Here is a 19,376-nt window from a genome sequence, read left to right on the forward strand (position 1 = left end):
CCATCACCTCACCTACTTCTTCCAGTACTTCTTCAACCTGTCCGCCTCCTTCTTCGTAATATGAATCACCGCACCATGCTTGGGAGCCGTAAAGTTAGCAGCTTTCATCACCCCTTCGTTGAAGTGTCCCAAATGCGTGAAATTCACAAAGTCAGTCGTTTCGCTAAAGCCGAAGTTATGAGGTTTGATACTAAAGATGTCATACATCACCACCCACTTGTCCTCACCGATGCGCTTCCATACATTGGGCGCTTCGCAAGCTCCCGGCTCCGGGTCAACCCAATCCGGCAGATACGTGTAACCGCGGTTGATATCCTTGGAAACTGCCTGTTTGATGCCCCCCGTCTCTTCTTGCGCCACATAGAACATGTGGTATGTGTCGCCTACCTTCGTGATATCCGCATCAAGAACCGATTTAGCCGCATCAGGATAATTGAACAACAGACGCGGCGCTGTCTCCAGACCGTCAAACTCCTCATTCGCATACGCATAATAGAGCATAGTCTGTGCATTGCCCATGCGTATGGTGAAGTACAACATAATTCTGCCTGCACGTTCATCGTAAATCAATTCGGGTGCCCAGAAACAACCTACTTCATCGTACCCCGGGAAAGACTTGTCTATGCGGACTACATGGTGCGTCCAGTTAATCAAGTCCTTCGATTTCATCAGTACCAATCCCCGGTTGTTGCCCCATCCGTACTTCTCACCGTCTCTCTCCCAGCGCGTATCGCGCAGTCCGCTCCTTTGGGCGTAGATGTGCAAATCGGTCATTGCTATGTAGAAAGTGCCATCCGGCGCACGGTAGATGTACGGGTCGCGAATGCCTTTCTGCTCGGCAATCGTATCACCCGCTATGATGGGCTGACCGTTATTTACATCCGTAAAAGTATATCCGTCATCGCTCAAGGCAAAGTACAGGTCGTGCGTTTCATCTTTGAAGTAAGTAAACAGGTAAGCGCCCATCTCCTTTTCATCTGTCTTCCATTCACGGGTCAGCACTGCGCCGCCTTCCGGTTGAAGGGTCAGTTGCAGCTTACCGTCAGCCTTCAGTTTCACCTGTTTCAGTTGGGGTTGCAACTGCTTATCGTCATCATAAAGAGAAATGGTCTGCCCGGCAAACATAGGAAGTTCGAGTGTCAGCTTCAGCGGTTCCTTCGTACCATTGACAGCCGCTACATACCACTGACTGCCATGACGGCGGGCAACCACCGCATATTTCCCCGGATAACCGTCGATAAAACGAGTCTCATCCCACGTTGTCGGCACTTGCTTCATAAAGTCGAGGCAAACTTGCGGGGCATCCGTCAGATTATTGGGAGCTAATGCATAATTCTGAATAGGATTCTGGAACAGTACGGCAGTAGCCAACTGAAATCCGTCGGTAGTGCGGCGTGTGGTTCCGCCGTCGTTGCCACGGTTCAACCGTTTGTTCAGGAATGTGCCACCAAACTCCATGCTGCCCACCGTGTTACGGATAAACGGGTGCAAACAGGCATTGAAGGCTTCCTTATCGCAGGCGTGCTGACTGAAAACCAAGTTCTCGGAAGCCAGAATTGCCTCGCTGCCTACATAATTGGGATACATGCGCTCCCACCCTCTCGGCAGTGTACAACCGTGGAAAATAACCATCAGTCCATGGTCGTCGGCATCGCTCAGGATAGCTTCGTACTGGCGCATGGTCTCCTGCTTATCTCCGCCGAAGAAGTCTACCTTGATACCTTTGACGCCCTGTTCCTGCAACCACTTCATTTCACGCTTGCGGGCAATGGGGTTATCCATCAGGTTGGTGGGGCCTTGCTCTATGTCATTCCAGTAACCGCTGGAACTGTACCACAGGAATACATCCACCCCTTTGCCCTGGGCATAGTCAATGAGAGATTCCATACGCTTATGGCCGATGCGGGTATCCCACCAGTTGTCTATCAATACATATTCGTACCCCATGGCGGCGGCAAGGTCGACATAACGCACCTGGTCGTCGTAGTTGATGCTTCCATCCTGCCAGAGAATCCAGCTCCATGTGCCGCGTCCCATCCGGTAGTCGTGCTTCGTTTCATACAAGGGTTCTACAACGTCCCACACCACGGTAGTTTCTACGATAGGTTTCAGTGTTTCACCTACCGTAATGGTGCGCCACGGGGTGGAGCCGGGCAGAGAGAAAGCCGGGGCAACTGTTCCGTTGCCATTATTCTCTTCGGGCATAGGGAAGGCTATCGTATAGAGATTACCATTGGTAGCATCACTCAGGCGGGAGCCGCAATAACGGCTGTCGACACCTGTTTCGCTGACGAGCACCCATCCGTCTTCACCCACACGGTAGAGGCAGGGGAAGGTATATCCATGTCCGAACTGCGAACGCACATTCATCGGGACGTCTGCTTTGTATTCTTCTTCATAACTGGGCTTGGTACGTTTCCAGCCTACCATGGCATTACTCTGGGGAGTGAGGAAGGTGGTGGTTTTGGCGGGGAAGCGGAAGCCGGTCTTTTCGTTATCGACAATGATACTGCCCGTCTCGCCCTGTCTTGGCAATGTATAGCGGAAGGCAACGTCGTTGTTGCTTATGCGGAAGGTCACGTCTATCTTTTGTCCTTTCGCATTGGTGAAGGCGCATGTCAGTTCGTTGGCGAGGTAGTGAATACGGGAGGCTTTGATACGTGTCTGGGTATAGACGGTATCAATCTTTCTCTCTTTATGACCGGTCAGCTTCAGGGCTTTCGCGAAGTCGCCTGCGTTGGTTTGCATTCCCAGGGGGGATGACTCGAGCATCTGTTTGCCGTTGTAGGTAAGGGAGTAGGATGCTTCTCCCCCTTCCGGGCACGAAACGGTTAGTTGCAACTTGCCGTCAGGGCCACCGACGGTTACATCTTGTGCAGCCAGCGGCAATGCGGCTGCCATACATAAAAAGGCTAATCCTTTGAGTTTGTTTCTCATATTTATAAAGTGTATTTCGAGTAAGTAATGATTTTAGGCGCGGATTACGCGGATTACACGGATTAATTGCTTGCGCTATGATTACTTAAAAGAAAAAAGAATCTGTGTAATCCGCGTAATCCGCGCCTAAAATCTAAATTATCTTCAAAAAGTAGGAGTTACCCGCTTAATCGTTCCGTCTTCATTAAACTCCATGCGGTCAATGCACACTTCCCGGTGAGTACCCGGACTATCTTTCAGATAATTCTTATTAATACGATGATAAACGATATACCACTCATCGGTACCCGGAATTTGCAATATCGAATTGTGTGCAGGGCCATAAATCTCTTTGTCCGGATGCTGAATCAGGACGATAGGGTCTTTAGCCACTTCAATAGGGCCGAGCGGAGATTTGGAAGTACCATAGACCACATGATAATTGGGCGACCCGGTATCATCTACCGACCACATAAAGTAATAGAGTCCATTGCGGTAAAATACATAAGGCGCTTCACGGTATGCATAGTCCTGCAAGGTTCCTCCTTCAGGGGTCATTACCGTGAGAGTCTTCTTTTTAATAGAAACCATATCCTTATTCAATTCCGCACCTGCCATATAACCATTTCCCCAATACAGATATGCCTTACCGGAAACCGGGTCAGTGAAAACATCCACATCAATCTGCTGGCCACGGCCTACGGGAGATTCCGTAATAACAGGCTCACCCAAATCGGTAAACGGGCCGATGGGAGAATCCGCAACAGCCACCCCAATCTGTTTACCACCTTTCTTTATAGGGTTTCCGCTATAATAGAAAAAGTATTTGTACTCACCCTTTATCAGCTTCTCTTCGATACACGGCGCCCATGCATTTCCATTGGCCCAGGGCACCTGGTCTGACTTCAAGTCAAGCATCACACCCTCGTATTTCCACTTCTTCAAATCATCCGAGGAGAAAACGGTAAAGTACCATCCACCCCAACCGGGTTGCCCGTCGGTGGTAGAATAGATATAATATTTCCGGGTTTGATGTGAATATAGTATTTCGGGGTCGGCATGAAAACCCGGCAATATGGGGTTATTGGGCAATGCACCAAGTTCATCCGGCTTGCCCCACCTATCAGTGATAGCTATCAATTCATCCCGGGTAATCGGGATAACTGTACCGTGACGGGGATGGAAATTCATCTTCACTTCGCTGTCTATCACCTTGAAGTTCTTCAGGTCGGTGGTTTCCGTAAACTGATACCTGCCTTTTGTATATACATCATACATCAATATATACTTGTCCTGATTAATCAGTTTAAACGTGCCTGCACCTTCCACGGCATCCGTTGTCTGCTGCTTGTAGTCGGGTTCTTCGTCCCACTTTCCGGAGGTCAGGGAACGGGTAGTGGCTACCTTGATGCCGTTTCCGTGCCCTTCGGTCTTATAAAACAAATGGTATACGCCATCCTTATATACAATGTCGCCATCAATACACGACTTCTTATTCTCCGGAATAAAGAACGGCTTCGGTTCGCCTTCCAAATCCGTAAAGTCCTTGTTGGCGTATGCATAATAAATCACGTCGGCGCCGTCATCGTACTTCATAGACCAGTAAACCATATACTTCCCGGCTTCCGGGTCATAAACCGTTTGCGGCGCCCATACCCTTTTCAGCTTTTCCTGTCCGGAGTAGCGTTTCTGCATATTTACGACGGAGTGTTGCCAATGCACAAGGTCGTTGGATTTCAGCAATACCATTGCGCGGTTCGAGTCCCAACCGTTACCGGACACCATATCCGTGAGAACCATGTAGAACGTTTTTCCATCCTGGCTACGCAGAATATGCGGGTCGCGCACACCCCCGGTAGAACTGATTACTTTGGAATCAAGCACAGGATTGCCGTCATTCAGCGCCCAATAAGTATGTCCATCCATACTCACGGCATAGCACACGGCTTCCTGACTGATGTGGTTCCCTGTAAAATAAGTGAATAAATAGGCTACATAATCTTTCTCAGGAAGAGACGCCTGTTGTGAGAAAGCCGGGAATACGGATAGTAACAAAGCGATTGCCACAGCTCTTATTCGCAATATAAATACTGCCTGGTTTTCCATAATAATATTATATTAAAACATTTAGAGAGTGTAAAAATAACACTTTATAGGGCATACAACAAATAAAGTGTATATGTTACACAACATATACACTTATAAGTTCTATCCGCTCAATGCTAATTCAAAAAACGTACCATCTCGCAAGCGGCCAGCAAGAATGCCCCTACTCCGAAGTTGGATGTAGAGTTGGCATCTACCACTTGTCCCGGAATGGCCTTTTCGCCGATGGGCTGCACGTAGCCAACGCGTCCGTCGGGCTGCAAGGCGACAGTCGTCAGGTAGTTCCAGGATTTCTCTACGACCGGTTGATAGGTGTCCTTATCCAGAAAGCCGTTATTCATACCCCACAGCAGACCGTAGGTGAAGAATGCCGTACCGCTGGTTTCCGGTCCGGGTGCATGTTGCGGGTCGAGCAGGCTGCGTGTCCAGTAGCCTTCCGGTTGCTGGCAGGCTGCCACGGCTTTTGCCATAGCCTGAAAACGGTCGATATATTCCCGGCGGTATTTATCCGTTTCGGGCAAGTCTTTGAGTACTTTAGCCAGGGCGGCAAGCACCCAGCCGTCGCCGCGCGCCCAGAAGTCCTTTTTGCCGTTCGCGCTTTTATGCTTGGGGTAGATGTATTTCCCGTCGCGGTAGTAAAGGGCGTCCTCGGGGTCGTACATCAGGCTGTCGGCAAATGCCCAGTACTCGTGCAGTTTCTCCAGATAAAGCGGGTTTTCGGTTATCTTATACAGTTTCGTCATGACGGGCATCACCATATAAAGGCCGTCCGCCCACCACCAGTAATTGCGACGGTCGGTGCTCATCTGATACTCCATTACTTCGCGCGCACGGGCTATCTTCTGCGAATCGGGCGCGATGTTATAGAGGTCGGCATAGGTCTGGAAGCAAATCTGATAGTCGCCAAAGAGCACGTAGATGTCGCTTTCTCCATAACCGTATCGCCATTCGGCCTTATTGTCCGACTTGGCGCCTTTCCATTCATTGTGCTCCGCCCATGCCTTGGAGTAGTCCATGAATTTCGCTTCGCCGGTGAGGAAGTACGCTTCCATGTTACCCGTATGGTAGGCGGCATTGTCCCAGAAGGAGCGTCCGTGCTTCGGATGCTGCTCCTGCCAATAGTTATTCACTTTATAGATGATGTCCACCACCTCTTTAGCCTTATCCCGGGAAGCGGAACAGGCTGACAGTCCGCCCATGTAGAGGATTAAAAGCATCGCTTTTACTAAAAACTTTTTCATATACTCTTCGTTTTTTTATTTAATATAATCAGATTCTTCGTTTACAGTCATAAAAGGTGACAAAAAGGCTCTTTCCGAAGGTCTCTATAACCGGAGGTTGGAGTGAGCTTAATTCAGTCGTATACTGAATGCCATTCAGTCGTATACTGAGCCCTATTCAGTCGTATACTGAACCTATCTCAGTCGTATACTGATTCCACCCCCCTCAGAAGGTGCTCTCGATGGGGCTTTTGAGGCAATAGACTGAAATAGCCGAAAACACCCCTGTCACTCCGAATTATTGACTTCGAGCACATACACCGGCTGAGGTTCAAAGTCAACCGTCTTCTCGCCGTCGCCCTGCCTGGTGTGCTGCACGAAGAGGTGCAGACGGTGCTTTTGCTTCCACAATTCCGTGTCGTGCGACGGCTCCCAGGCATCCACTGCAAAGTCTGTCAGGTCGGTGACAGTCCATTTACCGGTGCCCACGGCCGATGTGTGCGCCATGGACACACGGCTTCCACGCTCTTCGTCGCGGAAGATGTAGAAGATTTCGCTGCCATCTACCACGATACGCGGACGGGCGATGGGAATCATCTTCGTGCCGCCGCCTTTGAGTGAGAAAGGCGTACGGCGTCCCGAAACCCGGTGGTTGTGCCACGTCACGCCGTCATACCACACGATGCGGTATTGCGGTACTTCACTGTCCGCATTGCGCCAGTACGTGGCGATATACGGATTGCCGCCTGCATCGGCGCTCATGCTGGTTTGGTTTATCAGTTCCGAGTTCTGGGGAATGCGGCAGGCGTATTCCGCATTCGCGGCGCGGATGGGCAGGTCGTATTTCTTGCCGTCCGTCCGGTACCACGTCACGCCGTTGTCGAAGGAGCGGGCGTAGCAAAGGTCGTGGTTGGTTTCCACGTTCCACGTTTCGCGCCACACCCACGACAGGTGGATAGTGCCGCGCTCGTCCACATAGAGTTGCCAGTAGGCATTGCGCTGGTCTTCGCCGTCTATCAGTACATCCTGCACGCGGTTCCACCGCTTCTCTTTGACGGAATAACGGTTCATCACCAGATTGCCGCGTCCGGAGGAGCCGGAACGGTAGACAAACAGCAAGTCTCCCCCATTCAGGGAATAGAACTCGGGATACGTCACGTTTTCTTCGTCTACACCGGTCATCGGTTCCTTATCTCCCAGTTCCAGCGAATGGGGGGCGGTGCTGCGGCAATAATTCAGCCGGTTCCCGTGATGGTCGAACGATAAATGCAGATAGCCATCCCCGTCGAGCATCATGCTGATGATGTTGTGGGCATCCTTTACGTTTCCCCGGTATTGCGTGCGCGAGAGTGTCCACCGGTCGGTGTTCAGTTTGCGCTTACCCAGCGTCAGGTAGCCGTCCGCATCATAATAACAGATGTATTGTTCATCGCCCTGTGTCACCAGAGAGTTGTTTCTGAATACGGTGGTATTGACTGAGGTACGGCTATATCCTTTCCCAACTTCTACAAGGCGGGATTGCTGCGCCCGGAGGAAGGTGAAAGCCATCAGGGAAACCAGAAAGAAAAGTAGAATGCATCGGTTCATGATATTGCTTGTTTAATTTATACTGAAGTTAAAGGAGTTAGGGGAGTTATCACTTCGTTAGGAGNNGAGTTAAGGAGTTAAAGCCAATAGTCTTGTTATATGTTTCACGGAGTATCGGCTTTAACTCCTAAGCCAACTTGTTGGCTGATAACTTCTTTAACTCCTATAACTCCTTTAATGAACTTCTAACACTTATTCATAAGCATGGTCTTTCGGGAAGTCTTCACCGTCCCATGCCTTCTTTGAAGTCCAGGGCAGTGCGGCATCCGTCCAGAAAGGGTCGTCGGCAGGTAGCCCCAGAGGCAGGAAAGCCAGTGAAGCCAGGTATAAACTGCCGTTATTCGTGTACCAATCCGAGATATCCGGTTGCGAGCCGTTGAAACCTAAGATAAGGAAGCCCTTCTCATTGAAATTCCGGTTATCGCCAAACATGCGCTGAACGACTGCCGTCATTGCAGCGCGTACCTGTCCGGCAGGCAATTCCTTGGGCAACCAGCCACGCAGGGACAACAGGGCAAGCGGCTGCAACACCGCCGTGCGGTAAGTGATGGAGCGTCCGAACACGGGGAATGTACCCTCAGGCGAGATGAAGCGTTCCAATATCATGCCGAAGCGCTGCATACGCTGCAATGATTTCTGGAAGTGACCGTTCCACGGGTTCCTGATATTATTATTCTTGCCGGCATCTACCAGCACCTCCAGGCATTCCACGTACATCGGGTGGAGCACAAAGCTATTGTAATAGTCGAAGGCGAAATGCTGTCCGTCACTGTACCAGCCGTCACCCACATACCATTCGTTCACTTTGCGCAGGGCAGAGGTGATGCGGTAATCATCTGCCTGCGCACCTGCCTTCTTCAGGAAGCACTCGATGGTGGAGGAGAACAGCAACCAGTTGGTATAAGGAGGATTTACCCGGCGTAATTGCCGGAACTCGGCGACGTAGCGTTCTTTGGTCAGGCTGTCCAGCGGCATCCACAGCGCATCATATCCACGCAGGAAGCTCTCTGCTATAAATGCGGCGTCTACCAGCGGCTGACCTTCTTTTCTCCATAGCAGATAGTCTTTGCTCTCCGGGTCTACGGACTGGGCGTAGCTCTTCAAAGCCCATTCACGCAATTGCCTGCGCTGCTTGCCCTCTGCCGTATCATCATCCGGCAACGATAGCCACGGCGCCACACCTGCCATCAGCCGTCCGAAGCATTCCATATAGGTCACCCGTTTGTCGCGGCCGTCCCAGGAGGGGCTTAGCTCTACCTGCATATCCTCCTGCAACTTGCCTTCGCTCATGCTGCTAAGTACGGGCGCCGCCATCTGATACAGGACTCCCGCCCACAACTCCCGGTCGGTCTTTACCTTCTCCGGTTTCTTCTTAGCCGAGGCATGGATAGGAACCAGCAATGCCACGGCCAACAGTAACCATACGTATTTTCTTGATTTCATATTATAACAGGATAAGTTGTTTTCATCGTTACAAATATATCTGTTTTCAGAATTACATTTACTATAACCTTCATTGTTTTTGATATACCCTTACGTAATCTATCTCATAACGCATCGGAATGGCTTTATCATCTATTTCTCCACCATTTGCACCGCCAAGCGCCAAATTCAACAAAATATATTGTGGCTTGTGGAAAGGATTCGTTCCCCTACCGATGCTGCCATTGATGGTTTCACTCAAAGGAACTTCATTCAGCAACTCATCATCCAAGTAGATTTTAATCGCCGTTTCATCCCAATCCATACGCCAGATATGGAACTTATCCGCCCATTGCGGGTCTTTATCCGTGAAGTGGATAAAGGGAATTGTTTTAGTATTCCACTTCGCATTCGAACGCCTGTCGGTGCCCCAGGCGGCATTTGCCAGGATATGCGGTTCACCCTTGATGCGATAGTACTCCATGATATCAATTTCACCGCACGAAGGCCATTCCATGCCACGCCCCAACGTCCAGATAGCCGGCCACGAGCCTCCACTTACAGGAATCCGGGCACGAACTTCAAATCTGCCATACAGGAACTCTTTCTTGCCGGCGGTAGTTACACACGCAGAAGTGTAGTCTATGAACTCCCTTTTCCTCCGCCAGTTATCACTCCCGGCTTCATACCGGGGATTCTTACGTCCTTTCTCTTTTCGCGCTTCGATAATCAGTTTGCCGTCCTCGCAACGGGCATTGCCTTCCTGATACCACTGCGCCTCTTCATTACGCACAAAGCCATTCTCATAATTCCAAACGGTGGCATCCGGACGACCGTCTGCATCAAATTCATCACTCCATACCAGCTTCCAATCCGATTGCCCGAACCACTTATCTACCCATTCCACGAAAGGAATACCTTTCTCATTAAAGCGAATCGGCAACCAGATGTACCGTGAATCCATCAGGCTTTTCGGACGCCATACATCTGTAGAGAACAACGGGCCTTGGGAGAAGGAGCTTAAGCCGGGGAAAGCGTACAATAAGTTCATGGAAGGGTCGAACACGCTGTTTACCAATTATCCCAATAGCGGCAGCTCCGAAATACGTGCCTGGTGCCATGAGACGGTTGCCAGGGACTGGCAGAAATTCCGCTCTACGGAGAATTACAACAAGTTGTCCTACAACACGGCGTTCCCCTGGATGGCGGACAGTCCCGATGGAAAGGTGTCGATGAACTATGCCATCCTGAATGCCACACAGCAATGGGAGGTGCTTCGCCTCTATACGTTCAGGAAGTTTGAAGACGGCGTTTACTACCGGGATGCAAAGCTCGAAACGAATGCTGAAATCAAGTTCCGTCTGGCAGATATCCCGCTTCCTAATGGCATACTTCGTGTGGACAGGGTTTCATTCCCCGTCACCACTCAACTGCGCTATGGACATTATTCTCTGCCTGAACTGGGCAAGCCTATCGTTACGAAGGAGCAAAAGGCCGGAGGATATACCGCTTATAGTATGGATAACGGAGAGTATCAGACGGCGCTTATCAATCTTCAGGGCTGGTCGGCAGTGGAGTATGTGCAGACAGAAGGGTTGCATCCGGTGAGCAACAAATGTTCCGTAATCAATGCGGCGACTACTCATTCGGGCGATAAGCTCTTTATCACACTGCAATTATGGAAGAAGAGCGGCAAGCCGTTTACTAAAAAAGAGCTGACGCCTGTGAAGTCCTTCGAGCAGAAAGGAGACACGGTAACTATTCGTTTTTCGGATGGGACGGTGAAGACGGTATCGTTCCCCTAATGCCAGTTCGGAAGGAATAGTTATCTTTGCCGGGCTTACTTAATACAGCACCACCATGGCAGGCATCTACATACATATTCCATTCTGCAAGACACGCTGCATCTATTGCGATTTCTATTCCACCACACGGTCTGAATTGAAATCGCAATATATCCGTGCCCTTTGCCGGGAACTGACGGAGCGCAAGGAATATCTGAAAGGAGAAGCCGTCGAAACGATTTACTTCGGCGGCGGAACACCTTCACAATTATCAGAAGAGGATTTCAGGCAAGTGTTCGGCACCATCGAACAAGTCTACGGATTGGAACATGCAAAAGAAATAACTCTTGAAGCCAACCCGGACGACCTGACGGATGAATATACCGGAATGCTGTCCGCACTACCTTTCAACCGCATCAGCATGGGGATACAAACCTTCGACGATGCCACCCTGCAATTGCTCAACAGACGGCATAACGCCACGCAAGCCATCAAAGCAGTGGAGCGTTGCCGTCGTGCCGGCTTCCGGAATATCAGCATCGACCTTATCTACGGCCTGCCGGGCGAAACAAACGAACGCTGGAAGCAAGACCTGCAACAAGCCGTCAGCCTCCACGCGGAACATATCTCTGCCTATCATCTTACCTACGAGGAAGGAACTCCCATCCACGACATGCTACTCTCCCACCGCATCCGCGAAGTGGACGAAGAAAGCAGCGCCCTCTTCTTCTCCGACCTGACAGACACACTGACCGCTGCCGGATATGAGCACTACGAGATATCCAACTTCTGCCAACCGGGAATGTACTCCCGCCACAACACTTCCTACTGGCGAGGAATTCCTTATCTGGGATGCGGCCCTTCGGCACACTCGTTCAATACCCTTACAAGGGAATGGAACACCGCATCTCTGGAAAAGTACATAAGCTCCATTGAAGAAGGCCACCGGGAGTTTGAAACCGAATATCTGGACACCGCCACCCGCTATAACGAGTGTATCATGACCGCCCTGCGCACCATGTGGGGAGTGCCCATGCAGTATGTAGAACAAACGTTTGGCCCTGAGCTACGGCAATACTGCACGGATATGGCACGCCCCTACCTGCAAAGCGGCAAGCTGGAGTTAAAAGACAATCACCTGCGCCTGACACGCGAAGGGATATTCGTATCGGACGGCATCATCAGTGACTTGATGTTTATTGAGGACCTGCATTATTCATGCAGGCAATAGTCTGCCTGTATTATACATGCTTATGTACAATTATCCATGCAATAATTAGTTTATACTTTGATAGTATCTGTCATGCTGAGCGTAGTCGAAGCATCTCTTCTCCTGAAATACAACGGGAGAGGGAACCTTCGACTGCACTCTGACTATTCCTCAATGAAATAATAGAAGAGGTTTTGAGCGAAGCTAATGACAGATACTATAAGGTAAATAAACATGAGTACTTATTCTTTAAAAACGCTGCTTATGATTATTAGCAAAGCAACATTCAGATTTGAACACGGAGGCACGGAGATACAGAGTTTTTTTATTTCTTAATTTAGGCGCGGATTGCGCGGATGGCACGGAGTTTTTAGAAGAGGCGTTGTGTGGATGGTAATCACACTTGCTTTCGCTGCGGATGCTAAGATGCTGAAGGTGAAGAAATATTTGATTGGGGTTGTATTTCTATATAACTTTTTATATCTTTGCACTATGAGAGCGATAATTACATATAAGAATTATTTTAATGACTTTCTACAAAAGCTATCAAAACAAGAGAGGGGAAAATTTTTACGTGCGTTGGACTTGCTTGTGACAGAGGATAAGATACCGCATCACTATATTAAATTTATTAGAGATGGGGTGTATGAGTTTCGATCTAATTATGGGAATACAGAATTCCGCGTATTCTTCATTTATGACGGGGATACGATTGTTGTCTTATTCAATGCCTTCAAAAAGAAGACGCAGAAAACTCCTGGTAGTGAGATAAAGAAAGCGATAAAGTTAAAGGAGGAATATTATGCAGCTAAAAGAAATCAGTAAGGACATTTATGATGTCAGCGCATTGCTTGATGAAGTATTGGGAAAGGAAGGAACCCCCGAACGCGAAAAGAGCCGTGAAAAGGCATGGGAAGAGTATAATGCTCAAATCTTATTGGATGCCCGTAAAAATGCAAGACTTACGCAAGCGGAACTCGCCAAGCGCATAGGGGCAGATAAAGGTTATATATCAAGGATAGAGAGAGGGCTTACAGTTCCAACAGTTTCTACCTTATATCGAATTGCGGCAGCTATGGGACTAACCGTAGAGTTACGACCTATGTAAAATAAAGATGGAAGCGATAAATAAAGGAAATATATTACTCTATCAGACAGAAGATGGAGAATCCAAAATAGAAGTTACATTGGCTAATGATACGGTTTGGCTAACTACCGACCAGATGGCTGAACTGTTTCAACGTAATAAATCTACTATTTCACGGCATGTAAAGAATGTCTTTGATTCGGGAGAATTAAGCCCGAACTCAACTGTTGCATATTTTGCAACAGTTCAACAGGAAGGTAGCCGTAAGGTAGAAAGAAACGTAGTTTGCTACAATCTGGATATGATTATCAGTGTAGGTTATCGTGTCCAATCCTATCATGGAGTTCAGTTTAGAGTCTGGGCTACACAAGTACTGAGGGAATACCTCACAAGAGGTAAGGAGTTGATGATGAATGATGAATTATTAAACACAGAGCACACAGAGTTCCTTTCTTTAATTGAACACAGAAGTACTGTGTTTTAAGAAGAGAATATGAACAAGAAAGAGCACACAGAGAGGGCGACTACGTCGCAGAGAAAAAACTCTGTGCCTCTATACCTCTGTGTTTAATTTCTGTACCTCTGTGTTTAATTTAAAAAAGGAACTCTGTTTCTCTGTGTCCGAGCTATTTCACCGTCACCATCGTAGCCCCGAAACCATATTCCTGGAAAGAAGCATCCTGATGGCGGAAAGCCGGGTATTTACGCTTCAGTTCATCCAGCAACGCCTTGCGAAGCACGCCGTCGCCTTTACCATGAATGAAGACGATGCGCTGCTCGCGTTTATTCTTGTACTGTTCCAGCACTTCGCGGAACTTATCCAGCTGATAATTCAGCATCTCACTGTTACTCATGCCGCGAGTATCATCCAGTAGTTCTCCGATATGAAGGTCTATCTCTATAATGCCGTTCTGCCCGCCGCGCTTCACTATCGGTTGAGCCTTAGGACTCTCCACGGACTTCTTCTGCAACAAAGCTGACTGTAATTCTTCGGCGGATACATATACTTGCTTGGCAGGAACATCACTCTTCACCACATCATAAATCAAAGCAGGGGTTTCAAAGAACTCAGACTCCTGAAAAGTATGCAGTTTATAAAACTTCACCGTATCAATGCGAAGTTCCACGCTGACAGCCGGCTTTAAGGCAAAAGAGCGGCCGTCTTTCAAGGCAATGAACTGCACAGCTACGTGTTCACGGTCATTCAGTTCCGCCTTCTCAAACTCCTCCAACAAGAGTTTCATATTCGGCTCGATGATGCCGTGCGAACGGACATTCCACGCCTTTCCCTCGGCGCAGAGGTAGGTATAATACAGATAATAGTTACTGTCGTTCACCAGATAAGCCTCAAAAGGAGTAGTGCTGACAGCCTTGATATCTTCCGGGACGAAAGCCAGAAACACATTCAGAATATCTCCGCCACGCGTTTCCGGCTGATGGTAAACAGACACTTGCGGTCTGGACAAGCCTTCCGGTTCCATACCTTTCAATTCCGTACCTTTCAGTTCCGTACCTTTTCGTTCCGAACCAGACACGGTTCCCTGTTCCGGACGTGATATGGAAGCCTTTACCGGTTTCTCTTCTGTCCTCTTCGGGGCTGTTTTAGGCACAGGTTTCGCCAGATTGTAATCGTCCGTATCAATCACCACACAATCACGCACGGACATCGGAATATCAAATCCATCGGCATCCTCTACCAGCACAATGTCCTTTCCCTGAAACCTTTTCACGATTCCGCCTCCTACTTCATTGAGGAAACGCACTTTATCACCTATTTTCATCTTTGTTTCTATTTATTGTTTTACGAATTATATAAATCGGGAGTTATCGCTTCATTTAGGAGTTAGAGGAGTTATCAGCCCCCAAGGGGGCTTAGGAGTTAAAGCCGATACTCCGTTTATATGTTAGTTCTTCGGATTATTTCCCTGAAAGCTTTTCACCTTACCACCTGAAAGCTCTTCAGATAAAAACGTAGCAAGACTATCGGCTTTATCTCCTAAGCGAAGCGATACCCCCCTTAACTCCTAAGCCCTCTTGGGGACTGATAACTCCTGAGCGAAGCGATAACTAAGACCACAAAGATACGGCAACTCCATAAAAAAAGGTAGAAAAAAGACGATTAATATCCGTACCTTTGCCGCCTGTAAAGAAGTTTGTTATGAAAGAAGATCCGAAACATATCCGTATCAGCGAATACAATTATCCATTGCCGGACGAGCGTATCGCTAAATTCCCCTTGTCCGTACGCGACCAGTCCAAGCTCCTCGTCTACCGTCACGGCGAAATCTCCGAAGACCGTTTCACTTCACTCCCTTCCCATCTCCCTGCTGAAAGCCTGATGATATTCAATAACACGAAAGTGATACAGGCGCGCCTGCACTTCCGCAAGGAAACCGGCGCCCTGATTGAAGTATTCTGCCTGGAACCGATAGAGCCGAACGATTATGTGCTCAACTTCCAGCAAACCGAACACGCCGCCTGGCTCTGCATGATCGGCAATCTGAAGAAATGGAAAGAAGGCACGCTGAAACGGGAAATGGCTGTAAAAGGGCAGCCGGTTACTCTGACCGCTACCCGTGGCGAATGTCACGGCACCAGCCATTGGGTAGATTTCCGCTGGAACAACCCGGAGATAACCTTTGCCGATATCCTCGAAGTATTCGGTGAGCTTCCCATTCCGCCTTATCTGAACCGTGAAACCCGGGAGAGTGATAAGGAAACGTATCAGACGGTTTATTCCAAAATAAAAGGTTCGGTAGCCGCGCCTACTGCCGGACTTCATTTCACTCCCCGCGTGCTGGATGCACTGCAAGAGAAAGGTATCGAACTCGAAGAACTGACCCTGCACGTAGGCGCAGGAACCTTCAAACCCGTAAAGAGCGAAGAGATAGAAGGGCATGAAATGCATACGGAATACATTTCCGTCTCGCGCAGCACGATTAAGAAGCTGATTGCCCACAACGGGAAAGCGATTGCCGTAGGAACTACCTCCGTGCGAACACTGGAAAGCCTCTACCACATAGGCGTTACGCTGCTGAAGAATCCGGATGCAACGGAAGAAGAGCTTCATGTTCAGCAATGGCAGCCTTATGAAACGGCGGAAGAGACAGCAAATATCACTTCCACAACGGCGCTGCAAGCTATTCGCGATTATCTGAGCCGCCACGGCATGGAAACCCTGCATACCAGTACACAAATCATCATTGCTCCGGGGTATGATTATAAGATTGTATCCGCCATGGTCACAAACTTCCACCAGCCGCAAAGTACATTGCTGCTACTTGTTTCAGCCTTCGTAAAGGGCAACTGGCAAAGGATATATGACTTTGCATTAAGCCATGATTTCCGTTTTCTGAGTTACGGAGATTCTTCATTATTAATACCGTAGAATTATGAACAGCGATAATAACCTGGAAATGTTTCCCCTTGTCGACGAACAAGGAAATATCACCGGAGCCGCTACCCGCGGCGAATGTCACAGTGGCAGCAAACTACTGCACCCTGTGATACACCTGCACGTTTTTAACTCCCAGGGCGAACTCTATCTGCAGAAACGTCCTGAATGGAAAGACATCCAACCCGGTAAATGGGATACTTCCGTAGGCGGGCACGTTAGTCTGGGCGAAAGCGTAGAAATGGCACTGAAACGCGAAGTATGCGAAGAACTGGATATCACCGACTTCGTTCCTGAAACCGTTACTCATTACGTCTTTGAATCCACACGCGAGAAAGAGCTTGTCTTTGTACACAAGACCGTGTACGACGGCGAAATACATCCCAGCGACGAACTGGACGGCGGACGCTTCTGGACTATAGAGGAAATCAAGGGGAACATAGGCAAAGGTGTATTTACGCCTAACTTTGAAGGGGAAATCGGTAAGGTTATATCACTGGATGCCGGATAATATAAAAACAGAAGAGGCTGTGTCAAGAAACTCTTGACACAGCCCTCTCTTATATTTATTTGAATATCGACTTTACTTCGCCAATTCTTCAATCACCGTCATTATCTTCTGCCCGATTTCTTCAGCAGCTTCCGGCGTAGAAGCCTCACTGTACACACGAATAATCGGTTCGGTATTACTTTTACGCAAGTGTACCCACTTATCGGCGAAATCAATCTTCACACCGTCGATATCATTGATTTCTTCATTCTTATAAAGCTCCTTCACCTTGGCGAGAATGGCGTCAACATCCGTTTCCGGAGTCAGGTCTATACGATTCTTTGCCATAAAGTAGGGCGGATAAGTTGCACGAAGCTCGCTCACCTTCTTACCTTCATGTGCCAGATGGCTCAGGAACAATGCGATACCTACCAATGCATCACGTCCGTAATGGCTTGCCGGATAAATAATTCCGCCATTGCCTTCACCACCAATCACGGCGCCTACTTCTTTCATCTTGGTAGTCACATTCACCTCGCCTACAGCAGAAGCAAAGTACTCCTGACCGTATTTACGGGTAACGTCACGCAGCGCACGTGTAGAACTCAGGTTGGATACCGTATTGCCCGGAGTATGTTTCAGTACATAGTCGGCAACCGTCACCAGCGTATATTCCTCACCGTACATCTTCCCGTCTTCGCAAATCATAGCCAGACGGTCAACGTCCGGGTCAACAACGAATGCTACATCAGCCTTACCGCCTTTCATCAGGTTCATAATGTCTCCCAGATTCTTTTCCAACGGTTCAGGGTTATGCCGGAAGTCACCCGTCGGTTCGCAGTAGAGCTGCTCTACATGTTGCACGCCAAGTTGTTTCAGCAATTGCGGCAGAATAATACCGCCCACAGAATTCACACAGTCAATAGCTACGCAGAAATTCGCTTTCTTGATAGCTTCTACATCTACCAAGTCAAGCGCCAGTACACTATCAATATGTTTTTGATTATAGGTCAAATCTTTGCGATAAGAACCCAGATGATCTACGTCAGCAAAGTCGAATTCTTCAGCTTCGGCAATACGAAGTACTTCGTTACCTTCGGCAGCATTCAGAAACTCGCCACGTTCATTCAGCAATTTCAAGGCGTTCCATTGTTTGGGATTATGCGAAGCAGTCAGGATAATACCGCCATCGGCGCTCTCCATCGTAACGGCCAGTTCGGTAGTCGGCGTAGAAGCCAGGTCTATATCTACCACATCCCAGCCCATACCCATAAGAGTACCGACAACTACATTCTTTACCATTTCACCCGAAATACGGGCGTCACGTCCTACTACAATTTTATTGCTTTTTACCGTACATGTTTTGCGGATAAGAGTGGCATACGCTGCTGTGAATTTCACAATATCAAGCGGATTCAAGCCATCACCCGCTCCTCCGCCGATAGTACCGCGGATTCCAGAGATAGATTTGATTAGAGTCATCAGGTTATAATTAATTTAGAAAATCAGATTATGTTATACCATTATACTATGACTATGATTATTCACAGTTATTTATATATCTGATACTTTCGGATATCATAGTAGTAAGGGTATACGCTTTGCATTGCGTTATTGTGCCCCATCTTGGAAGGAACAATCAGTTTGACGTGTGCCATGTCACGCACATAGCTCAACGGCACCAACCAACCGGCAGGAACGGCGGACGATTGATACTTCCTATACATATATCCATCCATGAAAATACCGGCAATGGAAGAACTCGTTACCGTATATCTGAATTCATCTACTATTTGGGGGTCAAACAGATTAGTCAACGTGGTATCTTTTTCAACAAGACCATATTCCACAAAACGAACTAAGAGCAAATCATTATTCTTCATGGTATCGGCAAGATTTTCAGACCCTTTATCCACTATCTGCATATATACACCGCTGGCAAGCTGTACATACTCATTTTGTGATATATCCGTAGTTGAGTCGTTTCTATAAAACTCCGACTGAGATATAACCTTGATATCATTGTCTTTGATAAACGCATTGATAGCGCTTTTTTCTTCTTCCAGCATTTCCGCATAAGTCTTGGTGTCATCGCAAGCCTGGAAAGCCACGCTACATGCCAGCAAGGCTAAAAAGAACAATATAAGTTTCTTCATTATC

General features: G+C 48.3%; 15 protein-coding genes and 1 pseudogene. 7 read left to right on the forward strand and 9 right to left on the reverse strand.

Annotation, left to right across the window (positions count from 1 at the left end):
• Positions 1–12: 12 nt before the first annotated feature.
• The 6 genes from B2Z67_RS13295 to B2Z67_RS13320 form a co-directional block, all read right to left on the reverse strand.
• The gene (locus tag B2Z67_RS13295) at positions 13–2,937 is read right to left on the reverse strand and encodes a glycoside hydrolase family 97 protein (protein WP_349677276.1); all 2,925 of its coding nucleotides are present in this window, start codon (positions 2,935–2,937) and stop codon (positions 13–15) included.
• A gap of 144 nt (positions 2,938–3,081) precedes the next feature.
• On the reverse strand, positions 3,082–5,022 hold the full coding sequence (locus B2Z67_RS13300; RefSeq protein WP_291530325.1) for a family 43 glycosylhydrolase: 1,941 nt from the start codon (positions 5,020–5,022) through the stop codon (positions 3,082–3,084).
• Between the two features lie 116 nt (positions 5,023–5,138).
• Entirely contained in the window at positions 5,139–6,263 is a 1,125-nt protein-coding gene (locus B2Z67_RS13305) for a glycoside hydrolase family 88 protein (protein ID WP_291530326.1), read from the reverse strand.
• Between the two features lie 267 nt (positions 6,264–6,530).
• A complete protein-coding gene (locus tag B2Z67_RS13310; protein ID WP_414630814.1) occupies positions 6,531–7,829 on the reverse strand; it encodes a BNR repeat-containing protein in 1,299 nt (432 codons plus the stop codon).
• Between the two features lie 192 nt (positions 7,830–8,021).
• Positions 8,022–9,272, reverse strand: a complete 1,251-nt coding sequence (locus tag B2Z67_RS13315; RefSeq protein ID WP_291530327.1) for a DUF2264 domain-containing protein — start codon at positions 9,270–9,272, stop codon at positions 8,022–8,024.
• Between the two features lie 70 nt (positions 9,273–9,342).
• A complete protein-coding gene (locus B2Z67_RS13320) occupies positions 9,343–10,317 on the reverse strand; it encodes a glycoside hydrolase family 16 protein (RefSeq protein ID WP_414630815.1) in 975 nt (324 codons plus the stop codon).
• Here B2Z67_RS13320 and B2Z67_RS13330 point away from each other — a divergent pair.
• The 5 genes and pseudogenes from B2Z67_RS13330 to B2Z67_RS13350 all read left to right on the forward strand — a co-directional run.
• Positions 10,301–11,056 carry a hypothetical protein gene (locus B2Z67_RS13330; protein WP_291530328.1) on the forward strand — a complete coding sequence of 252 codons (756 nt, stop codon included), beginning with the start codon at positions 10,301–10,303 and terminating at the stop codon, positions 11,054–11,056. The two genes, B2Z67_RS13320 and B2Z67_RS13330, sit on opposite strands and share 17 nt — an antisense overlap.
• 55 nt (positions 11,057–11,111) lie before the next feature.
• On the forward strand, positions 11,112–12,266 hold the full coding sequence (hemW, locus tag B2Z67_RS13335) for a radical SAM family heme chaperone HemW (protein ID WP_291530329.1): 1,155 nt from the start codon (positions 11,112–11,114) through the stop codon (positions 12,264–12,266).
• A 471-nt stretch (positions 12,267–12,737) separates the two neighbouring features.
• A complete protein-coding gene (locus B2Z67_RS13340) occupies positions 12,738–13,070 on the forward strand; it encodes a type II toxin-antitoxin system RelE/ParE family toxin (RefSeq protein WP_291530330.1) in 333 nt (110 codons plus the stop codon).
• A complete protein-coding gene (locus B2Z67_RS13345) occupies positions 13,048–13,353 on the forward strand; it encodes a helix-turn-helix domain-containing protein (RefSeq protein ID WP_291530331.1) in 306 nt (101 codons plus the stop codon). Before B2Z67_RS13340 ends, B2Z67_RS13345 begins: the two co-directional genes overlap by 23 nt.
• 7 nt (positions 13,354–13,360) lie before the next feature.
• Positions 13,361–13,759, forward strand: a pseudogene (locus tag B2Z67_RS13350) (virulence RhuM family protein); the annotation flags it as partial.
• Between the two features lie 199 nt (positions 13,760–13,958).
• Here B2Z67_RS13350 and B2Z67_RS13355 read toward each other — a convergent pair.
• A complete protein-coding gene (locus B2Z67_RS13355) occupies positions 13,959–15,113 on the reverse strand; it encodes a DUF2027 domain-containing protein (RefSeq protein WP_291530332.1) in 1,155 nt (384 codons plus the stop codon).
• 377 nt (positions 15,114–15,490) lie between these two features.
• On the opposite strand from B2Z67_RS13355, the gene B2Z67_RS13360 reads away from it, so the two are divergent.
• Positions 15,491–16,720, forward strand: coding sequence for an S-adenosylmethionine:tRNA ribosyltransferase-isomerase (locus B2Z67_RS13360; protein ID WP_291530333.1), 1,230 nt, complete (start codon positions 15,491–15,493; stop codon positions 16,718–16,720).
• A gap of 4 nt (positions 16,721–16,724) precedes the next feature.
• A complete protein-coding gene (locus B2Z67_RS13365) occupies positions 16,725–17,237 on the forward strand; it encodes an NUDIX hydrolase (protein WP_291530334.1) in 513 nt (170 codons plus the stop codon).
• 72 nt (positions 17,238–17,309) lie between these two features.
• Here B2Z67_RS13365 and glmM read toward each other — a convergent pair whose 3' ends face one another.
• Together glmM and B2Z67_RS13375 are read right to left on the reverse strand one after the other, a co-directional pair.
• Entirely contained in the window at positions 17,310–18,698 is a 1,389-nt protein-coding gene (gene glmM / locus B2Z67_RS13370) for a phosphoglucosamine mutase (protein ID WP_291530335.1), read from the reverse strand.
• A gap of 68 nt (positions 18,699–18,766) precedes the next feature.
• On the reverse strand, positions 18,767–19,372 hold the full coding sequence (locus B2Z67_RS13375; RefSeq protein ID WP_291530336.1) for a DUF4827 domain-containing protein: 606 nt from the start codon (positions 19,370–19,372) through the stop codon (positions 18,767–18,769).
• Positions 19,373–19,376: the final 4 nt, after the last annotated feature.

It is taken from the genome of Bacteroides sp. UBA939, assembly GCF_002293435.1.
Classification (GTDB): domain Bacteria; phylum Bacteroidota; class Bacteroidia; order Bacteroidales; family Bacteroidaceae; genus Bacteroides.

Coding starts and splice junctions, on each gene's coding strand:
- B2Z67_RS13305 (WP_291530326.1), bottom strand. CDS start 6,263: ATGAAAAAGTTTTTAGTAAAAGCGATGCTTTTAATCCTCTACATGGGC.
- glmM (WP_291530335.1), bottom strand. CDS start 18,698: ATGACTCTAATCAAATCTATCTCTGGAATCCGCGGTACTATCGGCGGA.
- B2Z67_RS13315 (WP_291530327.1), bottom strand. CDS start 9,272: ATGAAATCAAGAAAATACGTATGGTTACTGTTGGCCGTGGCATTGCTG.
- B2Z67_RS13345 (WP_291530331.1), top strand. CDS start 13,048: ATGCAGCTAAAAGAAATCAGTAAGGACATTTATGATGTCAGCGCATTG.
- B2Z67_RS13300 (WP_291530325.1), bottom strand. CDS start 5,022: ATGGAAAACCAGGCAGTATTTATATTGCGAATAAGAGCTGTGGCAATC.
- B2Z67_RS13355 (WP_291530332.1), bottom strand. CDS start 15,113: ATGAAAATAGGTGATAAAGTGCGTTTCCTCAATGAAGTAGGAGGCGGA.
- hemW (WP_291530329.1), top strand. CDS start 11,112: ATGGCAGGCATCTACATACATATTCCATTCTGCAAGACACGCTGCATC.
- B2Z67_RS13330 (WP_291530328.1), top strand. CDS start 10,301: ATGGAAGGGTCGAACACGCTGTTTACCAATTATCCCAATAGCGGCAGC.
- B2Z67_RS13365 (WP_291530334.1), top strand. CDS start 16,725: ATGAACAGCGATAATAACCTGGAAATGTTTCCCCTTGTCGACGAACAA.
- B2Z67_RS13360 (WP_291530333.1), top strand. CDS start 15,491: ATGAAAGAAGATCCGAAACATATCCGTATCAGCGAATACAATTATCCA.
- B2Z67_RS13295 (WP_349677276.1), bottom strand. CDS start 2,937: ATGAGAAACAAACTCAAAGGATTAGCCTTTTTATGTATGGCAGCCGCA.
- B2Z67_RS13375 (WP_291530336.1), bottom strand. CDS start 19,372: ATGAAGAAACTTATATTGTTCTTTTTAGCCTTGCTGGCATGTAGCGTG.
- B2Z67_RS13340 (WP_291530330.1), top strand. CDS start 12,738: ATGAGAGCGATAATTACATATAAGAATTATTTTAATGACTTTCTACAA.
- B2Z67_RS13310 (WP_414630814.1), bottom strand. CDS start 7,829: ATGAACCGATGCATTCTACTTTTCTTTCTGGTTTCCCTGATGGCTTTC.